This window comes from Limnohabitans sp., from assembly GCF_040400975.1.
Lineage (GTDB): Bacteria > Pseudomonadota > Gammaproteobacteria > Burkholderiales > Burkholderiaceae_C > Limnohabitans_A.
This window is the reverse complement of the sequence record NZ_JBBAPF010000001.1, coordinates 130,570-154,143: the sequence shown is the minus strand read 5'-3', so window position 1 is coordinate 154,143 and position 23,574 is coordinate 130,570. Positions and strand designations below refer to the sequence as shown.

Below are 23,574 nucleotides of genomic sequence, written 5' to 3'. Positions count from 1 at the left end.
TGCGCCCTAAAACGATTCACTCCTTTGCAATTTGTTGGCAAGCTTTCATAATTTAAGAACTGGAATTTTTATGCTCTCTTGGGACGATCAAGTCAAACCTGCTTTGCAACCCGCAATGCCTCCATTTCCTGGCGCAGACGCATCTGCTGCCATGGCATCGCCGTCCTCGACTTCTGGTTCCACAACGGCCGCGCCTCGCCGCATGAATGCAGCTGACAAGCGCATCATCAACGGTCAGACTGACGTCAATCAGTTGGTGCCTTTCAAATACAAATGGGCTTGGGAAAAATACCTCGCCACTTGCGCTAACCACTGGATGCCGCAAGAAGTGAACATGAATCGAGACATCGCCTTGTGGAAAGATCCGAACGGTCTGACTGAAGACGAGCGCCGAATGGTCAAGCGCAACCTCGGTTTCTTCGTCACTGCCGATTCTCTGGCTGCCAACAACATCACACTGGGCACTTACCGCCACATCACAGCGCCCGAGTGCCGCCAATTCTTGTTGCGCCAAGCCTTTGAAGAAGCCATCCACACCCACGCTTACCAATACATCACTGAGTCATTGGGTCTGGACGAAAGCGAAATTTTCAACGCCTACAACGAAGTCAAATCCATCCGTGACAAGGACGAGTTCCTGATCCCGTTCATCAACGTGATCATGGATCCCAACTTCAAGACCGGCACGCAAGAAACCGATCAAACGCTTCTCAAGTCCTTGATTGTTTTCGCTTGCCTGATGGAAGGCCTGTTCTTTTACGTGGGTTTCACGCAAATTCTGGCCCTGGGTCGTCAAAACAAGATGACAGGCGCTGCTGAGCAGTACCAGTACATCTTGCGCGATGAATCCATGCATTGCAATTTTGGCATTGACTTGATCAATACCATCAAACACGAAAATCCTCAGCTGTGGACTGCCGAGTTCAAAGCCGAAATCAAAGAATTGTTCTTGCACGCGGTGGAATTGGAATACCGTTATGCCGAAGACACCATGCCACGCGGCGTGCTGGGCATGAATGCTTCCATGTTCAAAGGCTACCTGCGCTACATTGCCAATCGCCGTGCGACCCAGATCGGCCTTGAGGCGCTCTTCCCCAATGAAGAGAACCCCTTCCCCTGGATGAGCGAAATGATCGACCTGAAGAAAGAGCGTAATTTCTTCGAAACCCGGGTCATCGAGTACCAAACCGGCGGGGCTTTGTCCTGGGATTGATCTTCTGAACACCTCTCAAATGTCCTCTCTCTTCAAGCCACACGCCTCATTGCCTTCGAGCCATGGGCGGTGTGGCTTTTCTGCGTTCATGGTGTTGAGTTCTTGCTCAGCACCATGGATCGCTTTGTGCAATCCAACAAGCACCAAGCGTTCCCTTTCCGTTGAGTTCTCAACTTGATCAAGGAGAAAATCATGGCAACTGCAAAAAAAGTAGCGGCAAAAAAAGCTGCTCCCGCAAAGAAGGCCGTCGCGGCCAAGAAACCTGTCGCTAAAAAAGTAGCTGCAGCCAAGAAACCAGCCGCTAAAAAAGCAGCTCCAGCAAAGAAAGCCGCTCCTGCTAAAAAAGCAGTTGCAGCCAAAAAGCCAGCCGCTAAAAAAGCAGCTCCTGCTAAAAAAGTAGCCGCAGCCAAAAAGCCAGCGGCCAAAAAAGCAGCTCCGGCCAAAAAAGCAGCGCCCGCTAAAAAAGCAGCCGCAGCCAAAAAGCCAGCCGCTAAAAAAGCAGCTCCGGCCAAAAAAGCAGCAGCCAAAAAGACTGCCGCTAAAAAGCCAGCCGCCAAAAAAGCGGTCGTGAAGAAAGCCGCCAAAAAACCAGCAGCAAAGAAGGCATCCAAAGCACCCGCTGCCCCTGCTGCACAAACGACTCTGAATCCTCAAGCTGCGTGGCCGTTCCCTTCGGCCGCCAAGCCCTGATTAGACCGTCTGGCGGTAGCCACAAAGCCCATCACTGGCAACAGTGTTGGGCTTTTTTCATGCGGGGTGATCCTCCAAGATTCAAAATCTCAAGGATAAAAGCTCAAAAGGCGGTATTGGGTAAACACCAGCAGAGGGTCGACCTCTACAGTCAAAGAGCCCTTCCAAACTTGGCCAGGGGACAAGACCTCCGGTGCTTGCGCTTCATCGGGCAAGAAAACACGGCGAACCACTGGGTTATTGAAACCATCCAAAAGTGACAACTCCAAAGACGTGGTGGCCACAACCATTGGACCTGTGTTGCGAAGCGTCCAGTTCAGCACAAATGATTCACCACTTTGGGCGAAACTCGCGCTCTCAATCACGATGGCTTTTGGGTTCAGCCATGGCTTCAAATGGCAATGAAGAGGACGACAGAGGGTCTCTAAAACGGGCCGGCTGTTGGGCCACAAGGCCGCAATCGCATGACGCTGAAGAAAGAAAGCTTGTCCCATCAACAACAAACCCAAGACTGCCGCTATGGCATACCAAACGATCCGCCCTTGCGCTTTTTTTTCTACAAAGTGAGATGCTGGCTGCGGAGGGACTTCTGGCTTGAATGTCGCTAAAGCCTCCGAAAAAGCCATCAAATCAGCACTGACTTCTTGATTCGGGGCAGCAGCATGGTCCGAACGGTCCTCTCGCCGCAAAAGCTCATCCAAAGGCACGCGGCTGACGGGGTCGACAGAAGCAGCCTCCAGCGCCTCACCAGCCAAGCGATCTGAAACATGGGGCAATTGAAGGGTGGTGGCAGGCACATCCAAGCCCGCGCCATTGAAGGCTTCTTGGCACCTTCCGCAGCGAAGCCACCCGTGTGCAGCTTGAATTTGTGCAATGTCTAAAGGGTAGACGGCAGCACAAGAGGGACAGCGGATGATCCTGGACATGACCTGATTGTAGTCAGGCGAAGGACATGTTCATGCCACGTGAGACTCGCCAGTCATCAAAATCCAGCCATCCTGGGTATCGCTCACTGCCAAGTGCACCCATTGCGCATGAGCGGCCTTGAATTCATCGGCTTGGCGCTCCAGAATACCGGCCAAAACCAGTGATCCACCCGGCCCCACATGCGCGCACAACAAGGGGGCCAGTACACGAAGCGGTGTGGCCAAAATGTTGGCCAAAACCGTTTGGTAATGGCCTTGGGCCTTGTCCGGCAGGCCTGCGCGCAGGACCACATGGTTGGCGACTGCGTTCAACTCGGTGGCGGTCACAGCCGCCTCGTCGATGTCCACGGCATCGATGTCGGTGGCACCGTACTTGGCCGCACCGATTGCCAAAATGCCCGACCCACAACCGTAATCCAGAACCCGTTGGTCATGCACGCCGTTTTGAGCAATCCAGCGCAAACACATGCGGGTGGTGGGGTGAGTGCCCGTACCAAAAGCCAAACCAGGATCCAGTCGGATGATCTGACGCGCCTGGGCAGGCGGCTCATGCCAGGTTGGAACGATCCAGAAGTCTGATGTCACCTCGACCGGCGCAAACTGAGACTGCGTCAAGCGCACCCAGTCTTGGTCCTCCAGTATCTCAATACCCAACAACTGACAAGCTTCAAAAAAATCTTGCGCAACCAGCAAAGCAGCCGCTTCTTTGGCTGCAGTTTCTTGTGCGAACAAAGCCACCATGCGGGAACGCTGCCAACCGTCTTTGGGTGGCGGCATGCCCGGCTCTCCAAACAAGGCCTGCTCGGCGGGTGTTTGGGCATCTGCGTCTTCCACAGAAACACTCAGTGCGTCCAGCGCATCGAGCGCATCGCTCAACACATCCACCCGATCTTCGGGGCACAACAGACTCAGCTCATACATAAGGGATCAGCGTTTGCGCTGGCTCAACCAGTGTTCCAGATAGTGGATGTTGGTTCCGCCTTGCATGAACTTAGCGTCCACCATCAACTCACGGTGCAATGGAATATTGGTTTGAATGCCCTCAATCACCGTTTCGTTCAAAGCCGTTTGCATACGGGCCAAGGCTTGCTCACGCGTATCGCCGTGAACGATCAGTTTGCCAATCATTGAATCGTAGTTGGGCGGTACAAAATAGTTGTTATAGACATGCGAGTCCACACGCACACCGGGCCCTCCAGGCATGTGCCATGACGTGACACGACCGGGCGAGGGCGTGAATTTAAAGGGATCTTCGGCGTTGACTCGACATTCGATCGCATGCCCGCGGATCTCAATTTGCCGCTGGGTAAAGGGCAACTTTTCGCCAGCAGCCACCATGATCTGCGTCTTGACAATGTCCACCCCGGTGACCCACTCCGTCACCGGATGCTCCACCTGCACACGTGTGTTCATTTCGATGAAGTAAAACTCACCGTTCTCATAAAGAAATTCGAACGTCCCAGCCCCCCGGTAATTGATTTTCTTGCAAGCAGCAACGCAACGGTCGCCGATCTTGTCGATCAACTTGCGTGCAATGCCAGGCGCAGGGGCTTCTTCAATCACTTTTTGGTGACGGCGCTGCATCGAGCAATCGCGCTCACCCAGGTAAACCGCGTTGCGGTGCTTGTCAGCGATGATTTGAATTTCTACATGGCGCGGGTTTTGCAAAAACTTTTCCATGTAGACCGCTGGATTGCCAAAGGCTGCACCCGCTTCTGCTTTGGTCATTTGCACCGCATTGATCAATGCCGCTTCAGTATGCACCACACGCATGCCTCGACCACCACCTCCGCCTGCTGCCTTGATGATGACCGGGTAACCGACCGACTTGGCAATGCGGCGAACCTGAACTGGGTCGTCGGGCAATTCACCTTCTGAACCAGGTACGCAGGGCACACCGGCGCGGATCATGGCCTGCTTGGCCGAGACCTTGTCGCCCATGATGCGAATGGATTCGGGTGTGGGGCCGATGAATTGGAAACCGCTCTTTTCAACCCGCTCCGCAAAATCGGCGTTTTCACTCAAAAAACCATAACCAGGGTGGATGGCCTCTGCGTCGGTCACTTCGGCTGCCGAGATGATGGCCGGCATGTTGAGGTAACTCAAGGCAGATGAAGCGGGCCCGATGCAAACAGCCTCTTCGGCCAATTTGACGTACTTGGCCTCTTTGTCGGCTTCGGAATAGACCATCACCGCCTTGACACCCAACTCGCGGCAAGCGCGTTGGATACGCAGGGCGATCTCGCCACGGTTGGCGACCAGGATTTTCTTGAACATGAAATCCCCGATGCTTTATTCGACGATGAAAAGAGGCTGACCGTATTCCACGGCTTGGCCGTTTTCACACAGGATCTGCGTGACGGTGCCGGACTTGTCGGATTCGATTTCGTTGAGGATCTTCATCGCCTCGATGATGCAAAGGGTGTCGCCTTCTTTGACCACGGAACCAATCTGAATGAAAGGAGCAGAGCCAGGGCTCGATGAACGGTAAAAAGTACCCACCATCGGCGATTTGACCGCATGGCCTGTCGCCGCTTCTGCTACTGCAGGGGTGTCAACGGCTGGGGCCGGTGCTGCCACCACTGGCGCAGCAACTACAGGGACAGCTTGCTGAAGCACCACTGGCGCTGCTGCGCCAACGCTTTTGACAATGCGGACCTTGCCCTCGGCTTCGGTGATTTCCAACTCGGAAACATTCGAGTCGGACACCAAATCAATCAGTGTTTTGAGTTTGCGCAAATCCATCAGATCCTCCCGGCTTGAAATACATGTAATGGATCGAATTTACACTAAATTTCAATAAAGGCCCCCAAAAATATCTGTTCTTGGTCATCTTGCACAAAAGCAAAGCCAAAAACAAGCCTAGGAGCATGCGGGATCTGTGCCCGCTTCACCAACGGGTCTTCAGGCAGTCGCTGCGCGCCATTGAAAGAGATCCTGATCGGTCAATTGCCCCATCTTTTGTCTCCAAATGCTGCCATCTGCTTTTAAAAATACCGTAAATGGCAAACCACCCACCGCATTGCCCAAAGATTTGGCCAAACTTGTACCTTCCAAGCCGGCCAAACCGACCGGGAAAGCCAAGGGTTGTCGCTCCAGGAAACGGCGCACAGCACTGGGCTGGTCAATGGCCAAAGCCACCACTTGATGGCCATTCGGGTTGTTTTCTCGCCAAAAGGTGTTGATCATTGGCAACTCTTCAATGCAAGGTGGACACCAAGTGGCCCAAAAATTCAAAAGCAAAGGTTTTCCCTTGAATTGAGCCATACCCAAACCTTCACCTGTTGGGGTCTCAAACTGCTGCGCCCACAGGGGATGGCTGGCGACTTGGGCCACAGGTTCAGGCTCAAAACGCCACAGGGCCAAACCAACGCCAGCCACCGCAGCGGCCGCACCTGCACCCCAAATCAAATGACGCCTGGAAGCATCTGCATTGAGATTGTTCATGGTTTGATTTTCTTTCATGCCGCCAACAGGCGCTTCAATGCAGCCAAATTCCCCCGGGGCGAGCGGCCTTGCGCATCGGGCAGCAAAGCCCCGCGCAAATCGTCCAGGTCGTATATTCGCAGGTGCACGCCCACATCTTCATTCAAGGCTTCACAGAAACTGTGCAGGCTGAGCACCTCAACATCCTCCCCGTGCAGGCCGCGCACAGTTTGTACTTCGTAGCGCTGGTTTTGGTTGATCAGGGCAATTTCGGCCGATTTCGGATCGTCACAAAACAAGGCCAAGTCCACATCGCAAAGGCGCGTGGCCCAGCCTTGCCAGACCGCCCCACCCAAATGAGGTCGAAATTCGCTCAAGCGCTCCATCCAACCCTTTGCCAATTCGCGCAAAGCCAGCAACTCACCCGGCTGCGTGTCGGCGCAAAACAAGGCGATGTAGTCGTGCACCTCGGCCTCGAGCACATCGTTGGTGGGCAAAGCGGTGCGGGTGGGCAGGCCCAGCTCTTTCAGGGCCCGGTGCTTGGCGGGGCCAAACGCCAGACCATCTTCGACCACCAAGCGGGCGGCGGTGGCGGCAATTTGTTGGGCAACATCGTTCATGGGGGCAGATTGTGCCTGCCTTGCCTGGAGGCTCCGAATGAACTGCGCAGTGTCGCCGCCTAAAATCGGTCCATGCATATTCATATTTTGGGCATTTGTGGCACCTTCATGGGTGGATTGGCAGCACTGGCGCGGGAAGCTGGGCATCGGGTCACGGGCTGTGACGCTGGCGTTTACCCCCCGATGAGCGACCAGCTGCGGGCTTTGGACATTGAACTGATCGAAGGTTTTGACGCCGATCAGATGACCCTCCAGCCCGACATTTATGTCATCGGCAACGTGGTCAGCCGCGCCCGCCTGACTGATGGCACTCCGAAGTTTCCGCTGATGGAAGCGATTTTGGAGGCCGGTGCCCCCTACACCAGTGGCCCCCAGTGGCTGTCCGAACATGTGCTGCAAGGCCGCCATGTGCTGGCGGTTGCGGGCACGCACGGCAAAACCACCACCACCTCGATGCTGGCCTGGGTGCTGGAGCAAGCTGGTTTGCAACCCGGCTTTCTGGTCGGCGGCGTACCGCTCAACTTTGGCGTCTCGGCCCGGCTGGGGAGCGGCAAGTCTTTCGTGATCGAGGCCGACGAATACGACACGGCTTTTTTTGACAAGCGCAGCAAGTTCGTGCATTACCGGCCGCGTACCGCCATCCTCAACAACCTGGAGTTCGACCACGCCGACATTTTTGACGACCTGGCCGCCATTGAACGCCAGTTTCACCACCTGGTGCGCACCGTGCCCGGCTCGGGCCGGGTGGTCGTCAATGGCCTCGAAGAAAGCCTGACCCGCGTTCTGGGCCAAGGCTGCTGGAGCGAGGTGCGCAGTTTTGGCTCAGCAGTGAGCGACTTTGTAGCCGAAGGCGAGCCCTCGCATTTCAAAGTCCGTCAGGTTGGAAAGCCCGTGGCCGAAGTGCAATGGGCCATGGGTGGCGTGCACAACCAGCTCAACGCACTGGCCGCCATAGCCGCCGCCGAGCACGTGGGCGTGAGCCCCGCAGTGGCGGCGCAAGCGCTGGCCAGCTTTGAAAACGTCAAGCGCCGCATGGAAGTGCGTGGCGCGGTGAACGGCATCACCGTCTACGACGACTTTGCCCACCACCCCACCGCCATCCGCACCACCATCAACGGTCTGCGCCGTCAGGTAGGTCAGGCGCGCATCCTGGCGATCTTTGAGCCGCGCAGCAACACCATGAAACTGGGCACCATGAAAGCCCAGCTGCCATGGAGCCTCGAAGAAGCCGATCTGGCGTTTTGTCATTCAGGCGGACTGGGCTGGGATGCCCACGCCGCGCTCGCACCCATGGGTCTGAAGGCGCAAGTGGGCGCCAACATTGACGATGTCGTCACCCAAGTGCTGGCTCAAGTGCAGCCCGGCGATCACCTGCTGTGCATGAGCAATGGCGGATTTGGCGGCATTCACGCCAAGCTGCTGACAGCCCTCAACGGCTGAGTGAACGACGCACCTTCACCGCATCCGACAGCACCTGCAACACAGCTTCGCTGTCGTCCCAGCCGATGCAAGCATCGGTGATGCTCTGGCCGTAAGTCAGCTGGGTCACATCGTGCTGTCCAGGCGTGAACTTCTGAGCACCATCCTTGAGGTGACTTTCGACCATGACGCCGAACACCTGCCGCGAGCCACCGCTGATTTGTGCGGCAATGTCTTTGGCCACTTCGATCTGACGCTCGTGCTTTTTGCTGCTGTTGGCATGGCTGCAATCCACCATCAAGGTGGCAGACAGCTTGGCGGCCTCGAGCTCCTTGCAAGCCGCAGCCACGCTCTGAGCGTCGTAGTTGGGGGCTTTGCCGCCACGCAAAATCACATGGCAGTCCTGATTGCCCTGAGTCTGCACGATAGCGACCTGACCGTTCTTGTGTACCGATAAAAAGTGGTGGCCACGGGCTGCCGCCTGGATCGCGTCGGTCGCGATCTTGATGTTGCCGTCGGTGCCATTCTTGAAGCCAATGGGCGCCGACAGGCCAGAGGCCAGTTCGCGGTGCACCTGGCTCTCTGTGGTGCGGGCACCGATGGCGCCCCAGCTGATCAGGTCGCCGATGTACTGGGGTGAAATCACGTCCAAGAACTCGCTCCCAGCCGGCAGGCCCTGGCGATTGATCTCGATCAGCAGCTGGCGTGCGATGCGCAGGCCCTCGTCGATTCTGTAGCTCTCGTCCAGGTAGGGGTCATTGATCAGGCCCTTCCAACCCACAGTGGTGCGGGGCTTTTCGAAGTACACGCGCATCACGATCTCCAGCGTGTCGGCATACTTATCGCGCACGGGCTTGAGGCGACGGGCGTAATCGAGCGCCGCTGCAGGGTCGTGGATCGAGCAAGGGCCGATGATGACCAACAGACGGTCGTCTTGACCGTGCACGATCCTCTGAATGGCTTTGCGGGTATTGGCGATCAAGGTTTCCGTGGCCGTGCCGGCAATCGGAAAAAACCGGATCAAATGTTCTGGCGGCGGGAGCACGGTGATGTCCTTGATGCGTTCGTCGTCGGTCTGGCCTTTGCGGTCGGCTGCATTCGGATACCAGCTCTCGGGGGCTGCGGTTTTGGCATTCATCGTGGACTCCTCAGATTGAAAAAACAGGTGAAAAAAAACCGCCGGGCTTTGGGGCTCCGGCGGTGTGTGTCGAGATGTTCGGGTGCTTATGCGCTCGCCTCTCGTCCGCCGGGGACTGAGAACCAAAAGTCAAAAAAGTAAAAAGCGATGCGCGAAAACATGGGATTCAATGTATCACAGCTTGATAACGCTTCCTGACAGGTCGGCCCAAGGGCAAACCCGCGGGGTCAAGCCGTGCCCCCCACGGTGAGACCGTCGATGCGCAAGGTCGGCTGACCCACGCCCACCGGCACGCTCTGGCCCTCTTTACCGCACGTGCCCACCCCCGAGTCGAGCTTCATGTCGTTCCCGATCATGCTGATCCTCTTGAGTGACTCGGGGCCGCTGCCGATCAAAGTTGCGCCCTTCACGGGGTATTGGATCTTGCCGTTTTCCACCCAATAGGCTTGGCTGGCCGAAAACACGAACTTGCCGCTGGTGATGTCGACCTGGCCGCCCGCAAAGTTGGTGGCGTAAAGGCCTTTTTTGATGCTGGCCACGATTTCTTCGGCGCTCTTGTCGCCGCCCAGCATGTAGGTGTTGGTCATGCGCGGCATGGGCACATGGGCGTAGCTTTCGCGACGGCCGTTGCCCGTGGGCTTGACGCCCATCAAGCGGGCGTTCATCGAATCCTGGATGTAGCCGCGCAGAATGCCATCTTCAATCAGCACGTTCTTTTGGCTGGCGTGGCCTTCGTCGTCCACGTTCAGCGAGCCACGGCGGTCAGCGATGGTGCCGTCGTCCAGCACCGTGACACCCTTGGCCGCAACGCGCTGGCCAATGCGGCCACTGAAAGCGCTCGAGCCTTTGCGGTTGAAGTCACCCTCTAGGCCGTGACCCACGGCCTCGTGCAGCAAAACGCCGGGCCAGCCATTGCCCAGCACCACCGTCATCTCACCCGCAGGCGCAGGGCGAGCTTCGAGGTTGATGAGCGCAGCCGAGACGGCTTCTTGTACATAACTCTCAACCATGGCGTCGTCAAAGTAAGCCAGGCCAAAGCGGCCACCGCCGCCCGCACTGCCGACTTCACGGCGACCATTTTGCTCAGCGATCACAGTGACCGACAAGCGAATCAAGGGTCGCACATCGGCGGCCAACGTGCCGTCTGCGCGTGCGACCATGACCACGTCGTATTCAGTGGCCAAACCCGCCATGACCTGCACCACACGCGGGTCCTTCGCACGGGCGATTTTTTCGACGCGGCCCAGCAAGTTCACCTTGGCCGTGCTGTCCAGCGTGGCCATCGGGTCCAGCGAGGGGTAGAGCGAGCGGCTGGCTGATATTTTGCGGGTGGGTACTTTGATGCGCTTGTTTTGAGTGGCCTGCGCGATGGTGCGCACCGTCATGGCCGCGTCCATCAGCGAGACTTCGGAGATGTCGTCCGAGTAGGCAAAGGCTGTTTTTTCGCCTGACACCGCACGCACGCCCACACCTTGGTCGATGCTGAAGCTACCGGTCTTGACGATGCCTTCTTCGAGGCTCCAACCTTCGGAGCGGGTGTACTGAAAATACAGGTCGGCATCGTCGACCTGGTGGGCTTGAATGGCAGACAGCGCCCGACTCAGGTGGGTTTCATTCAAGCCAAAAGGCTCAAGCAAGAGAGACCTGGCCGTGGCCAAGCGTTCGATGGTGGGTTCACGTGAAATCATGGCGTTCATTGTAGGCACGGAACAAGACCCTTGCATGATCCGGTGTGCGCATCGCACGAGAGGCCCGAAAAACCTGTCGGTTCCAAGTGGGCCCACATTCAGCGCTGTCGCATCAATTGCAGCAGGACTGCATCGTCCAACTGGGCCAAGCCCTGCACCATCGCCTGCCCAAACAGGTCTCGCGCCAAACGGCCCAGTGGCGGTTCGTAGGCAACTTCTTCGGCCGCAGAAACGGCCAGCCCCGTGTCCTTGGCGAGCAAACTGACATGCGCTCGGGGCTCAAAGTCTCCGGCCAAAGCCCGACGCATGCGGTCAGAGCCTATCCAGCTTTGACCACTGGAAGCCTCCATAACCGACAAGGTCACTGCCGGGTCCAGCCCCAAGCGCTCTGCCAAAGCCAAGGCCTCGGCAGCTGCGGCCAAGTTGACAGCGGCCAGCAAGTTATTGACCAATTTGGTACGCGCACCATCGCCAGCACGCACACCCACGCGAAACACCTGCTGACTCAAAGCAGCGAGCAAATTTTGGCTTCGCTGCCATACGGGTTCAGAACAGGCCACCATCAAACTCATGGCCCCCTGTCTGGCCCGCAAAGGGCCACCAGACATAGGCGCATCCATGCAATCCACGCCACGCTGGGCCAAACGCTCGGCTTGGGTTTGCACCGTCTTCGGGCCCAAAGTGGGGCAGAGCATCACCGTCTGGCCTGGTTCGAGTTCAGGGCCAGCGCCATCATCACCCCACAAAACCGACTCGGTTTGGTCGGCATCCACCACGGCGATCAAAAGCACACCATCGGGTGCCAGACTGTGGGCAGCATGACGTGGCGAAGTCAGTGGCACCGCACCATGCGCCAAAGCCTTCGCTTGGGCTTGGGCATCGGTGTCATAGACACCCACCGGCCAAGCCAAGTCTCGCAAACGGGCGAGCATGGCACCACCCATATTGCCCGCGCCTGCGACCACCACGGGCAAAAAAGCGTTCATGTTTGTACCAACTGCTTGGATTTGGCAATCGACATCAAAATTCCCAAAGCCAAGCCCAAGGTGACCATGGCCGTTCCCCCATAACTGATGAAGGGCAAAGGCACACCAACGACGGGCAAGATGCCACTGACCATACCCATGTTGACAAAGGCGTAGGTGAAAAAGATGGTGGCCATGCTGCCGGCCAACAAGCGACTGAACAAGGTAGGCGCTTGCATCGCAATGACCAAAGCTCTGTATATCAAAAAGAAAAAGCTGGCGAGCAAGACCAAGCCCCCCAACAGGCCAAACTCTTCGCCAAAGGCCGCAAAAATAAAGTCAGTGGTGCGTTCAGGAATGAACTCGAGGTGGGTTTGCGTCCCTTGCATGAAGCCTTTGCCCCACAGCCCACCCGAACCAATCGCGATCATGCCCTGAATGATGTGAAATCCCTTGCCCAGCGGATCCCGCCCCGGGTCCAGCAAGGTACACACCCTTTGCCGTTGGTACTCGTGCAAAACATGCCAATCCACGCCCGGTTGGCACAAGCTTGGCTCCATGATGACCAACACCACAATGCCGACCAAGCCCAAAAAAACCGGAGGCAAAATCCAACGCCAATGCAGGCCTGCAAAAAAAATCACCGCCAAACCCGCCGCCAGCACCAGCAACGAGGTCCCCAAATCCGGTTGCTTCATGATCAAGCCGACAGGCACCAACAAAATCACGATCGCCACAGCGAAATCAGACATCCTCAGCTGCCCTTCTCGCTTTTGAAACCAAGCTGCCAACATCAGCGGTAATGCGATTTTTAAAATCTCGCTGGGCTGTATCACCACCCCCAAATTGATCCAACGGGTGGAGCCTTTTTTGGTGATGCCAAACAGCGCCACAGCCACCAGCAGCAGCACACCCACGGCATAGATCGGTAAGGCCCAAGCCATCATTTTGGATGGCGGAATTTGCGCCACCACCATCATGATCACGCCCGCAATCAACATGTTGCGGCCATGGTCCACAAAGCGGGTGCCGTGGTCAAAACCGGCCGAATACATGACCAAAAGCCCCAAACCCACCAAACAGGCCACGACCAAAGCCAATGGACCATCAAAACCTTTAAACAAGCGCCAAAGCTGTTGGGCCACGGTGGGCTTTTGAAAGACGGACCCCTTGGACAAGGGTGGTTGTCGGGCAATCATGGCGGGCTAGGGCTCAGGCGAACTCGCCCTTGGGGTCTCTGCCCATCAAGGTTTGAACCGCTTGTTGGGCGCTGCACTTGCCATCGAGCAAGGCCACCACAGCCGCCGTGATGGGCATGTCCACGCCCAGCAATTGGGCCCTTTGCATCACCGTGCGGGCAGTGTAGACCCCCTCGGCCACATGCCCCAAAGAGGCCACAGCCTGGTTCAAAGTTTGTCCCTGGGCCAACAACAAACCCACCTTGCGGTTGCGGCTCAGATCCCCAGTGGCTGTCAACACCAAATCGCCCAAACCGGACAAGCCCATGAAAGTGTCAGTTTGAGCACCCAAGGCGATGCCCAAACGGGTCATCTCGGCCAGACCCCGAGTGATCAGTGCGGCCCGTGCGTTGAGGCCCAGATTCAGTCCGTCGCAAAGGCCCGTGGCAATGGCCAAAACGTTTTTAACAGCGCCGCCCACCTCCACACCCACCATGTCGTGGTTGGCATAAACGCGCAAAGAAGGGCCGTGAAATGCGTTCACCATGGCATCGCGCACGGTGGCATGCGGGCTTGCCGCCACCAAGGCTGTGGGTTGTTGACGCGCCACTTCCAGCGCAAAACTGGGGCCACTCAAGGCACCCGCACGCAACTTGGGTGCCACTTGGGCCTGAACCTCATGCGGCATCAGGCCGGTACCCGATTCAAAACCCTTGCACAGCCAAGCCACAGGCGCATCGGCACCCGCCAAAGACGTCAATACACCTCTCAAACCAGCCATCGGCGTGGCCACCACCAGCAAACATGCGGTGCTGGCGCACCTATCAGGACTGGACCACGGCTCAGAAGTAATGCGAACAGCGTCCGGCAGTCGAACACCGGGCAGGTAGCGGCTGTTTTCACGGGACTGCTGCATGGCGATGGCCTGCGCCTTGTCCCGAACATGCAGATCCACTTGATGCCCGTCCGGATGGCGACTGGCCGCCATGGCCATGGCGGTACCCCAAGCGCCGGCACCAATCACGCTGATGTGCATCACAGGGTGTCCGGGCAAAACCGATGTTTACTGCGGCAAAGATCCGGCTTGCTGTGCTTGTTGCAATTGCTGCTGCTCATACATGGCCTGGAAGTTGATTTCGGCCATGTGCACAGGCGGGAAACCTGCGCGGGTGATCAAGTCGGCCACATTGCCGCGCAAATAGGGGTAGACAATTTGTGGGCAGGCAATGCCCATGACAGGGCCCAGTTGGTCGTCAGGCAGGTGGCGAATTTCAAAAATACCCCCTTGCTTGCATTCCACCAAAAAGACCGTCTTGTCGTCAATTTTGGTGTGTACAGTGGCCGTCACACACACTTCAAAAACGCCTTCAGCCACGGGTGTGGCTTCAACGCCCAACTGAATGTCCACACTCGGTTGCTGCTGGTCAATCAAGATGGCAGGAGAGTTCGGCTGCTCCAGAGAGGCTTCTTTCAAGTAAACACGCTGGATCTGAAAAACAGGCGCTTGAACTTCGGTGTTGGATGGGGCTGCGGTATCGGTCATGGTGTTTCTCTGAGAAAAAGCCGCGGGCGAATGCCGCGAGATAGAAAGTCGAGATTATGGAGTAAGCCCGGCCAGCGCAGCGCCCAACAGCACTGATCCAGCCTGAGAAACACCCCCGGTCAGGCCGCTTGCAGCAAAGCTTGCAAGCCGCCTTTGGCATCCAGCGCCATCAGGTCGTCACAACCGCCCACATGGGTTGAACCAATGAAAATTTGAGGCACCGTGCGTCGACCCGTGGTTTGCATCATGTGGTCGCGCTGCACCGGATCGGTGTCGATGCGAATTTCTTCAATCTGCTCAACGCCTTTGGCCTTGAGGATTTGCTTGGCACGGGTGCAGTAAGGGCAAACGGCTGTGGTGTACATCTTGACGGATTGCATGTCAGAACCTTGCGAAATGGGTGATTCAAAACAGGGCGAAAAATCAGGCTTTTTCGGTGGGCATGCTGGCCGCCACCCAAGCACGAAGACCACCCGACAAGGATTGGACGTTGTCATAGCCCAGCTTGCGCGCGGCTGCCGCAGCTCGGGAAGAACGGGCACCCACCTGGCACACCATGATCACATGGGTGGACTTGTTTTTGACCAACTGGGCCAACTTTTCGTCGACTTGGGCCAAAGGCAAATTTTTGGCACCGATGACATGGCCACGTGCGAACTCATCGGGCTCACACACATCGATCACCACCGCCTTTTCGCGGTTCATCAGTTGAACCATGGCTTGGGGATCCAAGCCACTGCCTTTGGTCAAAGCGGGCAACATCAAGGCGACGCCCGAGGCCACAGCCACCAACAACAACATCCAGTTTTCGAGGAGAAAGTTCACAAATCAGACCTTTTGGGGCAAAAAAACAAAGGCCTGTCAGTAGGCCGCCAGCTCGGATTCTAAAATGGACAGCTTAAACCCTGTCTTCACACCTTAAAGCGCCCCTATTCACCATGTACAAAATTGTTCTCATTCGCCATGGCGAGTCCACTTGGAACCTGGAAAACCGATTCACGGGCTGGACCGATGTGGACCTGACCCCGACTGGGGTGAGCCAAGCCATGTCGGCTGGCCAACTCCTCAAAGCCGAGGGGTGGGACTTTGATGTGTGCTTCACATCGGTGCTCAAACGGGCCATTCACACACTGTGGTTCGCACTGGACGAAATGGACCGCACCTGGCTGCCCGTGGTCAAGGATTACCGCCTGAACGAGCGCCATTACGGCGCTTTACAAGGCCTCAACAAAGCCGACATGGCCAAAAAATTTGGCGAAGAGCAGGTGCTGGCTTGGCGCCGCAGCTACGACACACCGCCCCCCGCTTTGGAGGCCAGCGACCCCCGTTGTGAACGAGGTGACCGCCGCTATGCCCACGTCGAACCTCAAAACCTGCCCCTGACCGAATGCCTCAAAGACACCGTGGCCAGGGTGCTGCCCTGCTGGCAAGACACCATTGCCCCCCGCATTCGAAATGGCGAACGCGTTTTGATCGCCGCTCACGGCAACTCCATCCGTGCCCTGATCAAGTATCTCGACAACGTCTCAGAACAAGACATCGTGGGGCTCAATATCCCCAACGGCATCCCCTTGGTCTATGAATTGGACGCCGAACTCAAGCCGATTCGGCACTACTACTTGGGCGATGCGCAAGCAGCAGCCCAAGCCGCCGCCGCAGTGGCCAGCCAAGGTAAAGGCTGATCTTTCGGGGTCTTTACAGGAAATTACAGGCCCAGCCCGTCGCTTCAGGGCTTGCGGGTGTATATTGATTTGACCTTCACCGAACACGCACACGCACCATGGGACACAAACTCAAGATCGCCGGATGGCTCAGCATTGGCGCCTTGGCGGGCGCGCTGACCACTGTTTCATTGCAAACCGTGGCGCGTGGCAACATGGCTCCGCTGCCCTTGGAAGAGCTGCAGCAATTGGCGGCCGTTTTCGGCATGGTCAAAAGCGATTACGTAGAGCCGGTCGACGAGCGCAAACTCATCACCGAAGCCATCTCCGGCATGGTGGCCAGCCTGGACCCTCACTCCCAGTATTTCGACAAAAAGAGCTTCAAGGAGTTTTCTGAAGGCACGTCCGGAAAATTTGTAGGCGTTGGCATCGAAATCAGCCAAGAAGATGGTGTTGTCAAAATCGTCTCCCCGATTGAAGGCTCGCCAGCAGACCGCGCAGGCCTCAAAACCAACGACCTGATCACCAAAGTCGATGACACGCCACTCAAGGGCCTGCCTCTGAGTGAAGCGGTCAAACGCATGCGCGGTGAGCCCAAAACCAAGGTGGTCTTGACCGTCTTCCGCAAATCCGAAAACCGCACATTTCCGGTCACCATCATCCGCGAAGAGATCAAGACCCAATCGGTCAAATCCAAACTGATCGAACCTGGCTACGGCTGGATCAGGGTGTCTCAGTTCCAGGAACGAACCGTGGATGACTTCGCCCGCAAGGTCGAAGAAATGTACAAACAAGACCCCCAGATGAAGGGCATGGTGCTTGATCTGCGCAACGATCCGGGCGGTCTGCTGGATGCGGCTGTGGCCCTGTCTGCCGCCTTTTTGCCAGACAACGTCACTGTGGTCACCACCAACGGACAGCTTGAAGAGAGCAAGTTCACCTACAAGGCTTCGCCCCAGTTCTGGCGTCGCAACAGCACCAACGACCCCATCACCCGCATGACCCAAGCCACTGGCGGAGCCCTGAAAAAAATCCCACTGGTGGTGCTGGTCAATGAAGGATCGGCATCGGCCAGTGAAATCGTGGCAGGGGCCTTGCAAGACTACAAGCGGGCCACGCTGATGGGCAGCCAAACCTTTGGCAAAGGTTCGGTGCAAACCGTTCGTCAACTCGGCCCTGATACAGCGCTGAAAATCACGACAGCCCGTTACTACACCCCCAGCGGACGCGCCATCCAAGCCAAAGGCATCGTGCCTGACGTGATGCTGGATGAAACCGAAACGGGTAATGTGTTTGCGGCCCTGCGCACCCGCGAAGCCGACTTGCAAAAGCACTTGTCCAATGGCCGGGAAGCCGAAGAAAAGAAAGACCCTGCCCGCGAGCAAGCCCGCGAAGAAGCCATGAAAAAACTGGAAGAAGAGTCGCGTAAACCCTTGGCAGAGCGCCGCTTGCCCGAGTTCGGCTCTGACAAAGACTTTCAACTGGCTCAAGCCATCAGACAACTCAAGGGCCAGCCGGTCAAGGCCAGTACGACCTTGGCCGAGCGCAAAGCTGACAAGAAAGAGTGATCCGACACCTCGGATGGATCCCCTGAATGGATGACACCCAACTGCTGCGTTACTCGCGGCACATTTTGCTCAACGAATTGGGCATTGACGGCCAAGAAAAGCTCTTGGGCGCTCATGCTTTGGTCATTGGGGCGGGTGGCTTGGGTTCCCCGGTGGCCTTGTATTTGGGCAGTGCGGGGGTGGGGCACATCACGGTGGTGGACCACGACACAGTGGACGCCACCAACTTGCAACGACAAATTGCCCATACGCTGGACCGCGTGGGCCAATTCAAGGCCGAATCCGTGCGCACCGCCATTGTGCAGATCAACCCGGACGTCAGCGTCAATGCAGTCACGCAACGGGCCGACCAGGCTCTGCTGAACACCTTGGTGCCGCTGGCCGACGTGGTCATCGACTGCTGCGACAACTTTGAAACTCGACAAGCCGTCAACCTGGCTTGTGTCACCCACCGAAAACCCCTGGTCTCAGGCGCAGCCATCCGCATGGACGGGCAAGTGTCGGTGTTTGACAGCACCCAAACCGATGCGCCTTGCTATGCCTGCATCTTTCCGCCTGAGCAATTGCCCGAAGAAACCCGGTGCGCCACCATGGGCGTGTTCGCGCCGCTGGTCGGCATCATCGGCACCGTTCAGGCCGCTGAGGCCATCAAGATCTTGAGTGGCATGGGCAGCCACATGGCTGGGCGTTTGCTCATGCTCGATGGGCGCGAGTTGTCTTGGACCGACATTCGGATGCAGCGCAACCCGGATTGCCCGGTGTGCGCCTCTGCCAGAACCTGAATCCTATTGGCCGTCAATGCCTTGGCAAGCCCCGTGAAACCGCCTGAACACGGGCGGTGACATGGCCGCTTCAGAGGCAGAAAACACCCCTTTTTTCTCTTTTTGTGCCACCCGCTGTAAAGCCGCATAAGGGCCTCGGCCTGTTTTGAAACGGTAAGCCCAAGCCATCCCAGAGCGCACCATGTCGCCGCCCACATCCACGCCATCCACCGACAAGCGGCCCACCTGGCGGCCATAGTGGTCAAGCCCCAAATCGGTGACCAGAACCGACTTTCGAAGCGTCAGGCGAGTCATCGCATCGCGTGAGGCCTTGCCGCCGGGCTGGCAGATCTCGGGGGCATCGATGCCATCGATGCGCAATGTGACCGGCTCGGTTTGCCCGGACCGCACCATCAAAACCGTGTCGCCGTCCATCACCCAACTCACCCAAGCAGGCCAGGTCTCGGCCGCATGAAGCCCACAAGCCCCAAACCAACACACAGCCACCCAGCATTTGCAAAAGGCTTTCATGAGCGCAGCTTGGCCCGCTGGCCTTGGGTAAGAACGGTGCGTACCAAGTCAGCGATCAAAGTCAGACTTTGTGCAGGCATCAGAGGCATCAGGGTTTTCCGGGATGATGGTGGGTGAGAACAACTGTTCAAAACAAGATTACATTTTGACTTGATTAGCCCATTCTTTCGACCCGTTGATACCCCTCAAATTCAGGAGACTTTCATGCCAATTTTTCAACGCACGCCACGCCGGGTCTGGGTCTTGCTGCTGGCAGCCTTGTCCATGTCGGTGATGACCTCTGGGGTTGGGGCTCAAGACAAGCCACCCTTGAAAATTTTGGTCGGTTTCCCTCCCGGCGGCTCGGCCGATGTGCTCGCCCGCATGGTGGCCGATGCGCTCAAAGACGACTTTGGGCCCATCGTGGTGGACAACAAACCGGGAGCAGGCGGGCGCATCGCTTTGAACATGACCAAGGCGGCCAAACCCGATGGCCAAACCGTGATCATTTTGCCCAGCGGCCCCATGGTGCTGTTTCCCCACGTCTACAAAAAGCTGGACTACGACGCGGTGAAAGACTTCACACCGATTTCTCAAATTGCCCGATTCCAATTTGGTGTGGTTTCTGGCCCCGCCAGCAACGTGAAAACCGTGGCGGAAATGGTGGCCAAAGCCAAGACTGACCCTAACTCTGCCAGCTACGGCACGCCGGGCGCAGGCACCCTGCCCCACTTCATGGGCGTGTTGATGGAGCAATCGGCGGGCATCAACCTCAACCACATCCCTTTTCAGGGCGGCGCGCCAGCCAACACCGCTTTGCTGGGTGGCCACATCGGCTACAAATTTGACGTGGTCTCTGAAACCGCCGAAATGCACCGTGCAGGCAAAGTCCGCATCATCGCCGTGACAGGCAACCAGCGCGACCTGCAAGTGCCTGAAGTGCCCACCCTCAGGGAGTCGGGTGTCAACATGGACGCCACCGCCTGGTTTGCGATGTACGGCCCAGCGGGCCTCAGGGGTGAAACCCTGGCCCGGTTGGAAAAAGCCATGATGAAAATCGCGCGCGATCCCGCCACGAGAGACAAGATGGTCAAACTCGGCTACGAGGTCATTGGCTCCAACTCCGGTGATTTGGCGGCTGCACAACGCGCAGATTTGGCCCGCTGGGAAAAGCCCATCAAAGCCACAGGCGTGCAACTGGACTGAACACATGACACCCGCGAGCACCCCACGCCCCAACATCATTTTCATCGTGGCCGATGACCTCGGCTTTGCTGACCTCGGCTGCTACGGCGGCCGCGACGCGAAATTTGGCAAGGTCTCGCCCGTGCTCGACCAGTTGGCCGCAGGTGGCCTCAAGTTCACGCAGGGTTATGCCAACTCGCCCGTGTGCTCACCCACCCGCTTTGCGCTGATGACGGCACGCTACCAGTACCGCCTGCGCGGCGCGGCCGAAGAGCCCATCAACAGCAAAAGCAAAGGCAGCAAAGTGCTGGGCCTGCCGCCCGAGCACCCCACCTTGCCCTCCTTGCTCAAGGACAGTGGTTACCGCACGGCCCTGGTCGGCAAATGGCACCTGGGTTACCCGCCCCATTTCAGCCCCCTCAAATCGGGTTACGAAGAGTTCTTTGGTCCCATGTCGGGTGGGGTGGACTACTTCACCCACGCCAGCAACAACGGCACGCACGACCTGTACACCAACGAAGAAGAAAAGCACGAAGACGGCTACCTGACCGACCTGATCTCTCACAAGGCGGTGGACTTTGTCGAGCGGATGGCTCCTGGCGCTTTGCAAGGCACGCCCTTCTTTTTGAGCCTTCACTACACCGCGCCACACTGGCCCTGGGAAACGCGAGAAGACCATGCGCTGGCCGCTGAGGTGAAAGACAACCTGTTCCACCTGCACGGCGGCAACATCCACACCTACCACCGCATGATCCACCACATGGACGAAGGCATTGGGTGGGTGGTCGATGCGCTCAAAAAAACCGGCCAACTCGACAACACCCTGATCGTCTTCACCAGCGACAACGGCGGCGAACGTTTCAGCGACAACTGGCCTTTGGTGGGCGGCAAAATGGACCTGACAGAAGGCGGCATCCGCGTGCCTTGGATCGCGCACTGGCCCGCTGTGATTGCGCCGGGCGGCACCTCCACCCAGCACTGCATGACCATGGACTGGTCGGCCACCATGGTCGAGCTGGCAGGTGCCAAGGCCCATGACGACTTGCCATTTGACGGCGTGTCCATGCTGCCCGTGCTGCGCGATGCCAGTCAACAGTTTGAGCGCCCGCTTTACTGGCGCATGAACCACAGGGGGCAACGTGCATTGCGCCTGGGCGATTACAAATACTTGAGGGTGGACGGTAACGACTACCTGTTCAACATCCCCGCCGACGAACGCGAGCGCGCCAACCTGGCCCAGCGTGAACCCGAACGCCTGCAAGCCATGCGCGCTGCTTGGGAAGCTTGGGACGCCACCGTGCCCGCCATTCCCGAAGACGCCACCGTCAGCCTGGGCTACTCGGTCAAGGACATGCCCCAGCGCTGAAGCCCTGGCGGCTAAGATCGGGCATGGCTGACATGCAACGCTTCTTCACTTTTCGCCAGTGGCCACGCCTGACGGCACCGCTGGCCCGAACCGAGGTGCTGGCGGGGCTGACCGTGGCGCTGGTCATGGTGCCCCAGGCCGTGGCTTATGCGGGCTTGGCGGGCATGCCCTTGGTCACCGGGCTTTACACCTGTCTAATTCCGGCACTGCTGGCCGTGCTGTTTGGCAGCGCCAACCGCCTGTCGGTCGGGCCTGCGGCCCTGACCTGCGTGCTGATCGCCGCATCGCTCACGGGCATGGCCGAACCCGGCTCGCCCGAGTGGGTGGCGTTGGCGGTTTGGTTGTCACTGCTGTCGGGGGCCATCCAGCTGCTGCTGGGTCTGGGCAGCTACGGCTGGCTGATCAACCTGGTCAGTGCCCCAGTGATGATGGGCTTCACCCAAGCCGCTTCCTTGCTCATCATGGCCTCGCAAGTGCCGGGACTGCTGGGCGTCAAAGCCTGGAGCTGGGATGTACAAAGCTGGCCCGTATGGCTCAGCGGCTGGCCTGCGTGGTTTGGGCTGGGCAGCCTGGCCGTGCTCTTGCTGCTGCGCCACTTCAAGCCCCGATGGCCTGGCATCATGATCGTCATGGGCTTGGCCTCGGCCATCGCCTATGTCACCGATTACCAAAACCACGGCGCGGTAGTCGGCCTGTTGCCCTCAGGCCTGCCTGATTTTTATTGGCCAGCTTGGCCGGGGCTGGACACCCTCAACCAACTGTGGGTGCCCGCCATGGTGATTGCGCTGGTGAGCTTTCTGGAAACAGCATCGAGCGCCCGCATCGAATGCCGCCGCGACGGCAAACGCTGGGACGACAGCACCGAACTCTTCAGCCAGGGCCTGGCCAAAATAGCCTCGGCGTTTTCGGGCAGCTTTGCCACCAGCACCTCGTTTTCGCGCTCGGCCCTCATGCTCTATGCCGGCGCACGCTCGGGCTGGGCGGTGGTGGCCTCGGTGGGCTTTGTTCTGCTGGCTTTGCTCTTGCTCATGCCCGCGCTGCAGTTCGTGCCGCGTTCGGTCATGTCGGCGGCGGTGATTGTGGCGGTGCTCAACTTGTTCCAGCCTCGCCAGTTTTTGAACCTCTGGCGTGTGGGCCGCATCGAGACCATGACGGCTGGTATCACTTTTGCCATGACCTTGTTGACCGCGCCGCGCATTTACTGGGGCGTGATGACCGGGGTGCTGGTGGGCCTGAGCCACTTTTTGCACACCCGTCTGCACCCGCGCATCATCGAAGTGGGCCTGCACCCTGATGGCAGCCTGCGTGACCGGCATCTGTGGAAACTCTCGCCCTTGGCGCCCCAGTTGTACGCGCTGCGCATGGACGCCGAGCTGGACTTTGCCGCCGCCAGCGAGTTTGACCGCGCCATCACCGACCACTTGGCCCAGCACCCGGATGTGAAACATGTGGCCCTGTTTGCACAACCCATCAACCGCATCGACGTGACCGGTGTGGAAACCTTTGGCCAGTTGCACCGCCAACTGGCCAGCCGGGGCATCACGCTACACATCAGCGGGATCAAGCTGCCGGTCGAAACCACCTTGCGCAGAGCCGGCGAGCTGGTCGAGGGACGGCACCTCAAGCTCTACCGCACCGACGCAGAAGCCCTGCAGGCACTCAAAGAGCTGGACCCGCTGCCAGCCGACATCGCCGCAGCCGCGATTTGATTGGCAGC

Annotated in this window: 24 protein-coding genes; 9 read left to right on the top strand and 15 right to left on the bottom strand. The window is 58.0% G+C overall.

Features of this window, described 5'->3' with window-relative positions; genetic code table 11:
- Nucleotides 1-70: 70 nt before the first annotated feature.
- Together ABWQ00_RS00810 and ABWQ00_RS00805 are read left to right on the top strand one after the other, a co-directional pair.
- Nucleotides 71-1,213, top strand: a complete 1,143-nt coding sequence (locus ABWQ00_RS00810; RefSeq protein WP_353236763.1) for a ribonucleotide-diphosphate reductase subunit beta — start codon at nucleotides 71-73, stop codon at nucleotides 1,211-1,213.
- A 192-nt stretch (nucleotides 1,214-1,405) separates the two neighbouring features.
- Nucleotides 1,406-1,903 (top strand): histone H1-like DNA-binding protein, encoded by a 498-nt coding sequence (locus tag ABWQ00_RS00805; RefSeq protein ID WP_353236762.1) that lies wholly within the window; start codon nucleotides 1,406-1,408, stop codon nucleotides 1,901-1,903.
- Nucleotides 1,904-1,992: 89 nt separating this feature from the next.
- On the opposite strand, the gene ABWQ00_RS00800 is transcribed toward ABWQ00_RS00805, so the two are convergent.
- The 6 genes from ABWQ00_RS00800 to ABWQ00_RS00775 all read right to left on the bottom strand — a co-directional run bounded on the left by ABWQ00_RS00800 (nucleotide 1,993) and on the right by ABWQ00_RS00775 (nucleotide 6,875).
- Nucleotides 1,993-2,829 (bottom strand): zinc-ribbon and DUF3426 domain-containing protein, encoded by an 837-nt coding sequence (locus tag ABWQ00_RS00800; RefSeq protein WP_353236761.1) that lies wholly within the window; start codon nucleotides 2,827-2,829, stop codon nucleotides 1,993-1,995.
- A 30-nt stretch (nucleotides 2,830-2,859) separates the two neighbouring features.
- Complete coding sequence (prmA, locus tag ABWQ00_RS00795) at nucleotides 2,860-3,750, bottom strand: 50S ribosomal protein L11 methyltransferase (RefSeq protein WP_353236760.1); 891 nt, start codon at nucleotides 3,748-3,750, stop codon at nucleotides 2,860-2,862.
- Nucleotides 3,751-3,756: 6 nt separating this feature from the next.
- The gene (gene accC / locus ABWQ00_RS00790; protein WP_353236759.1) at nucleotides 3,757-5,106 is read right to left on the bottom strand and encodes an acetyl-CoA carboxylase biotin carboxylase subunit; all 1,350 of its coding nucleotides are present in this window, start codon (nucleotides 5,104-5,106) and stop codon (nucleotides 3,757-3,759) included.
- 15 nt (nucleotides 5,107-5,121) lie between these two features.
- The gene (accB, locus tag ABWQ00_RS00785) at nucleotides 5,122-5,574 is read right to left on the bottom strand and encodes an acetyl-CoA carboxylase biotin carboxyl carrier protein (protein ID WP_353236758.1); all 453 of its coding nucleotides are present in this window, start codon (nucleotides 5,572-5,574) and stop codon (nucleotides 5,122-5,124) included.
- Nucleotides 5,575-5,733: 159 nt separating this feature from the next.
- Nucleotides 5,734-6,294 (bottom strand): TlpA disulfide reductase family protein, encoded by a 561-nt coding sequence (locus ABWQ00_RS00780; protein WP_502908043.1) that lies wholly within the window; start codon nucleotides 6,292-6,294, stop codon nucleotides 5,734-5,736.
- The gene (locus tag ABWQ00_RS00775) at nucleotides 6,291-6,875 is read right to left on the bottom strand and encodes a hypothetical protein (RefSeq protein ID WP_353236756.1); all 585 of its coding nucleotides are present in this window, start codon (nucleotides 6,873-6,875) and stop codon (nucleotides 6,291-6,293) included. The genes ABWQ00_RS00780 and ABWQ00_RS00775 overlap by 4 nt, the downstream gene beginning before the upstream one ends.
- Nucleotides 6,876-6,947: 72 nt before the next feature.
- On the opposite strand from ABWQ00_RS00775, the gene mpl reads away from it, so the two are divergent.
- Nucleotides 6,948-8,315, top strand: coding sequence for a UDP-N-acetylmuramate:L-alanyl-gamma-D-glutamyl-meso-diaminopimelate ligase (gene mpl, locus ABWQ00_RS00770; protein WP_353236755.1), 1,368 nt, complete (start codon nucleotides 6,948-6,950; stop codon nucleotides 8,313-8,315).
- On the opposite strand, the gene ABWQ00_RS00765 is transcribed toward mpl, so the two are convergent.
- The 8 genes from ABWQ00_RS00765 to ABWQ00_RS00730 form a co-directional block, all read right to left on the bottom strand.
- Nucleotides 8,305-9,432 carry a 3-deoxy-7-phosphoheptulonate synthase gene (locus ABWQ00_RS00765; protein ID WP_353236754.1) on the bottom strand — a complete coding sequence of 376 codons (1,128 nt, stop codon included), beginning with the start codon at nucleotides 9,430-9,432 and terminating at the stop codon, nucleotides 8,305-8,307. The two genes, mpl and ABWQ00_RS00765, sit on opposite strands and share 11 nt — an antisense overlap.
- Nucleotides 9,433-9,659: 227 nt before the next feature.
- Nucleotides 9,660-11,120 (bottom strand): metalloprotease TldD, encoded by a 1,461-nt coding sequence (gene tldD, locus ABWQ00_RS00760; RefSeq protein ID WP_353236753.1) that lies wholly within the window; start codon nucleotides 11,118-11,120, stop codon nucleotides 9,660-9,662.
- A gap of 98 nt (nucleotides 11,121-11,218) precedes the next feature.
- The gene (locus tag ABWQ00_RS00755; RefSeq protein ID WP_353236752.1) at nucleotides 11,219-12,106 is read right to left on the bottom strand and encodes an NAD(P)-dependent oxidoreductase; all 888 of its coding nucleotides are present in this window, start codon (nucleotides 12,104-12,106) and stop codon (nucleotides 11,219-11,221) included.
- Nucleotides 12,103-13,284 (bottom strand): rod shape-determining protein RodA, encoded by a 1,182-nt coding sequence (gene rodA, locus ABWQ00_RS00750; RefSeq protein ID WP_353236751.1) that lies wholly within the window; start codon nucleotides 13,282-13,284, stop codon nucleotides 12,103-12,105. The genes ABWQ00_RS00755 and rodA overlap by 4 nt, the downstream gene beginning before the upstream one ends.
- A gap of 13 nt (nucleotides 13,285-13,297) precedes the next feature.
- On the bottom strand, nucleotides 13,298-14,299 hold the full coding sequence (locus tag ABWQ00_RS00745) for an NAD(P)H-dependent glycerol-3-phosphate dehydrogenase (RefSeq protein WP_353236975.1): 1,002 nt from the start codon (nucleotides 14,297-14,299) through the stop codon (nucleotides 13,298-13,300).
- A gap of 27 nt (nucleotides 14,300-14,326) precedes the next feature.
- The gene (secB, locus tag ABWQ00_RS00740; protein ID WP_353236750.1) at nucleotides 14,327-14,806 is read right to left on the bottom strand and encodes a protein-export chaperone SecB; all 480 of its coding nucleotides are present in this window, start codon (nucleotides 14,804-14,806) and stop codon (nucleotides 14,327-14,329) included.
- 119 nt (nucleotides 14,807-14,925) lie between these two features.
- Complete coding sequence (grxC, locus tag ABWQ00_RS00735; RefSeq protein ID WP_353236749.1) at nucleotides 14,926-15,186, bottom strand: glutaredoxin 3; 261 nt, start codon at nucleotides 15,184-15,186, stop codon at nucleotides 14,926-14,928.
- Nucleotides 15,187-15,229: 43 nt separating this feature from the next.
- Nucleotides 15,230-15,631, bottom strand: coding sequence for a rhodanese-like domain-containing protein (locus tag ABWQ00_RS00730; protein WP_300557706.1), 402 nt, complete (start codon nucleotides 15,629-15,631; stop codon nucleotides 15,230-15,232).
- Between the two features lie 113 nt (nucleotides 15,632-15,744).
- On the opposite strand from ABWQ00_RS00730, the gene gpmA reads away from it, so the two are divergent.
- From gpmA to ABWQ00_RS00715, 3 genes are all read left to right on the top strand, one after another.
- Complete coding sequence (gene gpmA / locus ABWQ00_RS00725) at nucleotides 15,745-16,488, top strand: 2,3-diphosphoglycerate-dependent phosphoglycerate mutase (protein ID WP_353236748.1); 744 nt, start codon at nucleotides 15,745-15,747, stop codon at nucleotides 16,486-16,488.
- 98 nt (nucleotides 16,489-16,586) lie between these two features.
- The gene (locus tag ABWQ00_RS00720; RefSeq protein ID WP_353236747.1) at nucleotides 16,587-18,035 is read left to right on the top strand and encodes a S41 family peptidase; all 1,449 of its coding nucleotides are present in this window, start codon (nucleotides 16,587-16,589) and stop codon (nucleotides 18,033-18,035) included.
- Nucleotides 18,036-18,061: 26 nt separating this feature from the next.
- Entirely contained in the window at nucleotides 18,062-18,817 is a 756-nt protein-coding gene (locus tag ABWQ00_RS00715) for a HesA/MoeB/ThiF family protein (RefSeq protein ID WP_353236746.1), read from the top strand.
- A gap of 3 nt (nucleotides 18,818-18,820) precedes the next feature.
- On the opposite strand, the gene ABWQ00_RS00710 is transcribed toward ABWQ00_RS00715, so the two are convergent.
- Nucleotides 18,821-19,327 (bottom strand): thermonuclease family protein, encoded by a 507-nt coding sequence (locus tag ABWQ00_RS00710; protein WP_353236745.1) that lies wholly within the window; start codon nucleotides 19,325-19,327, stop codon nucleotides 18,821-18,823.
- A 204-nt stretch (nucleotides 19,328-19,531) separates the two neighbouring features.
- On the opposite strand from ABWQ00_RS00710, the gene ABWQ00_RS00705 reads away from it, so the two are divergent.
- From ABWQ00_RS00705 to ABWQ00_RS00695, 3 genes are read left to right on the top strand one after another with little or no spacing between them, the layout of a single operon-like run.
- Nucleotides 19,532-20,512: a Bug family tripartite tricarboxylate transporter substrate binding protein gene (locus ABWQ00_RS00705; protein ID WP_353236744.1), complete on the top strand. Its 981-nt coding sequence runs from the start codon at nucleotides 19,532-19,534 to the stop codon at nucleotides 20,510-20,512.
- Between the two features lie 4 nt (nucleotides 20,513-20,516).
- Nucleotides 20,517-21,857: a sulfatase family protein gene (locus tag ABWQ00_RS00700; RefSeq protein ID WP_353236743.1), complete on the top strand. Its 1,341-nt coding sequence runs from the start codon at nucleotides 20,517-20,519 to the stop codon at nucleotides 21,855-21,857.
- A gap of 23 nt (nucleotides 21,858-21,880) precedes the next feature.
- The gene (locus tag ABWQ00_RS00695; RefSeq protein ID WP_353236742.1) at nucleotides 21,881-23,566 is read left to right on the top strand and encodes a SulP family inorganic anion transporter; all 1,686 of its coding nucleotides are present in this window, start codon (nucleotides 21,881-21,883) and stop codon (nucleotides 23,564-23,566) included.
- Nucleotides 23,567-23,574 lie beyond the last annotated feature (8 nt).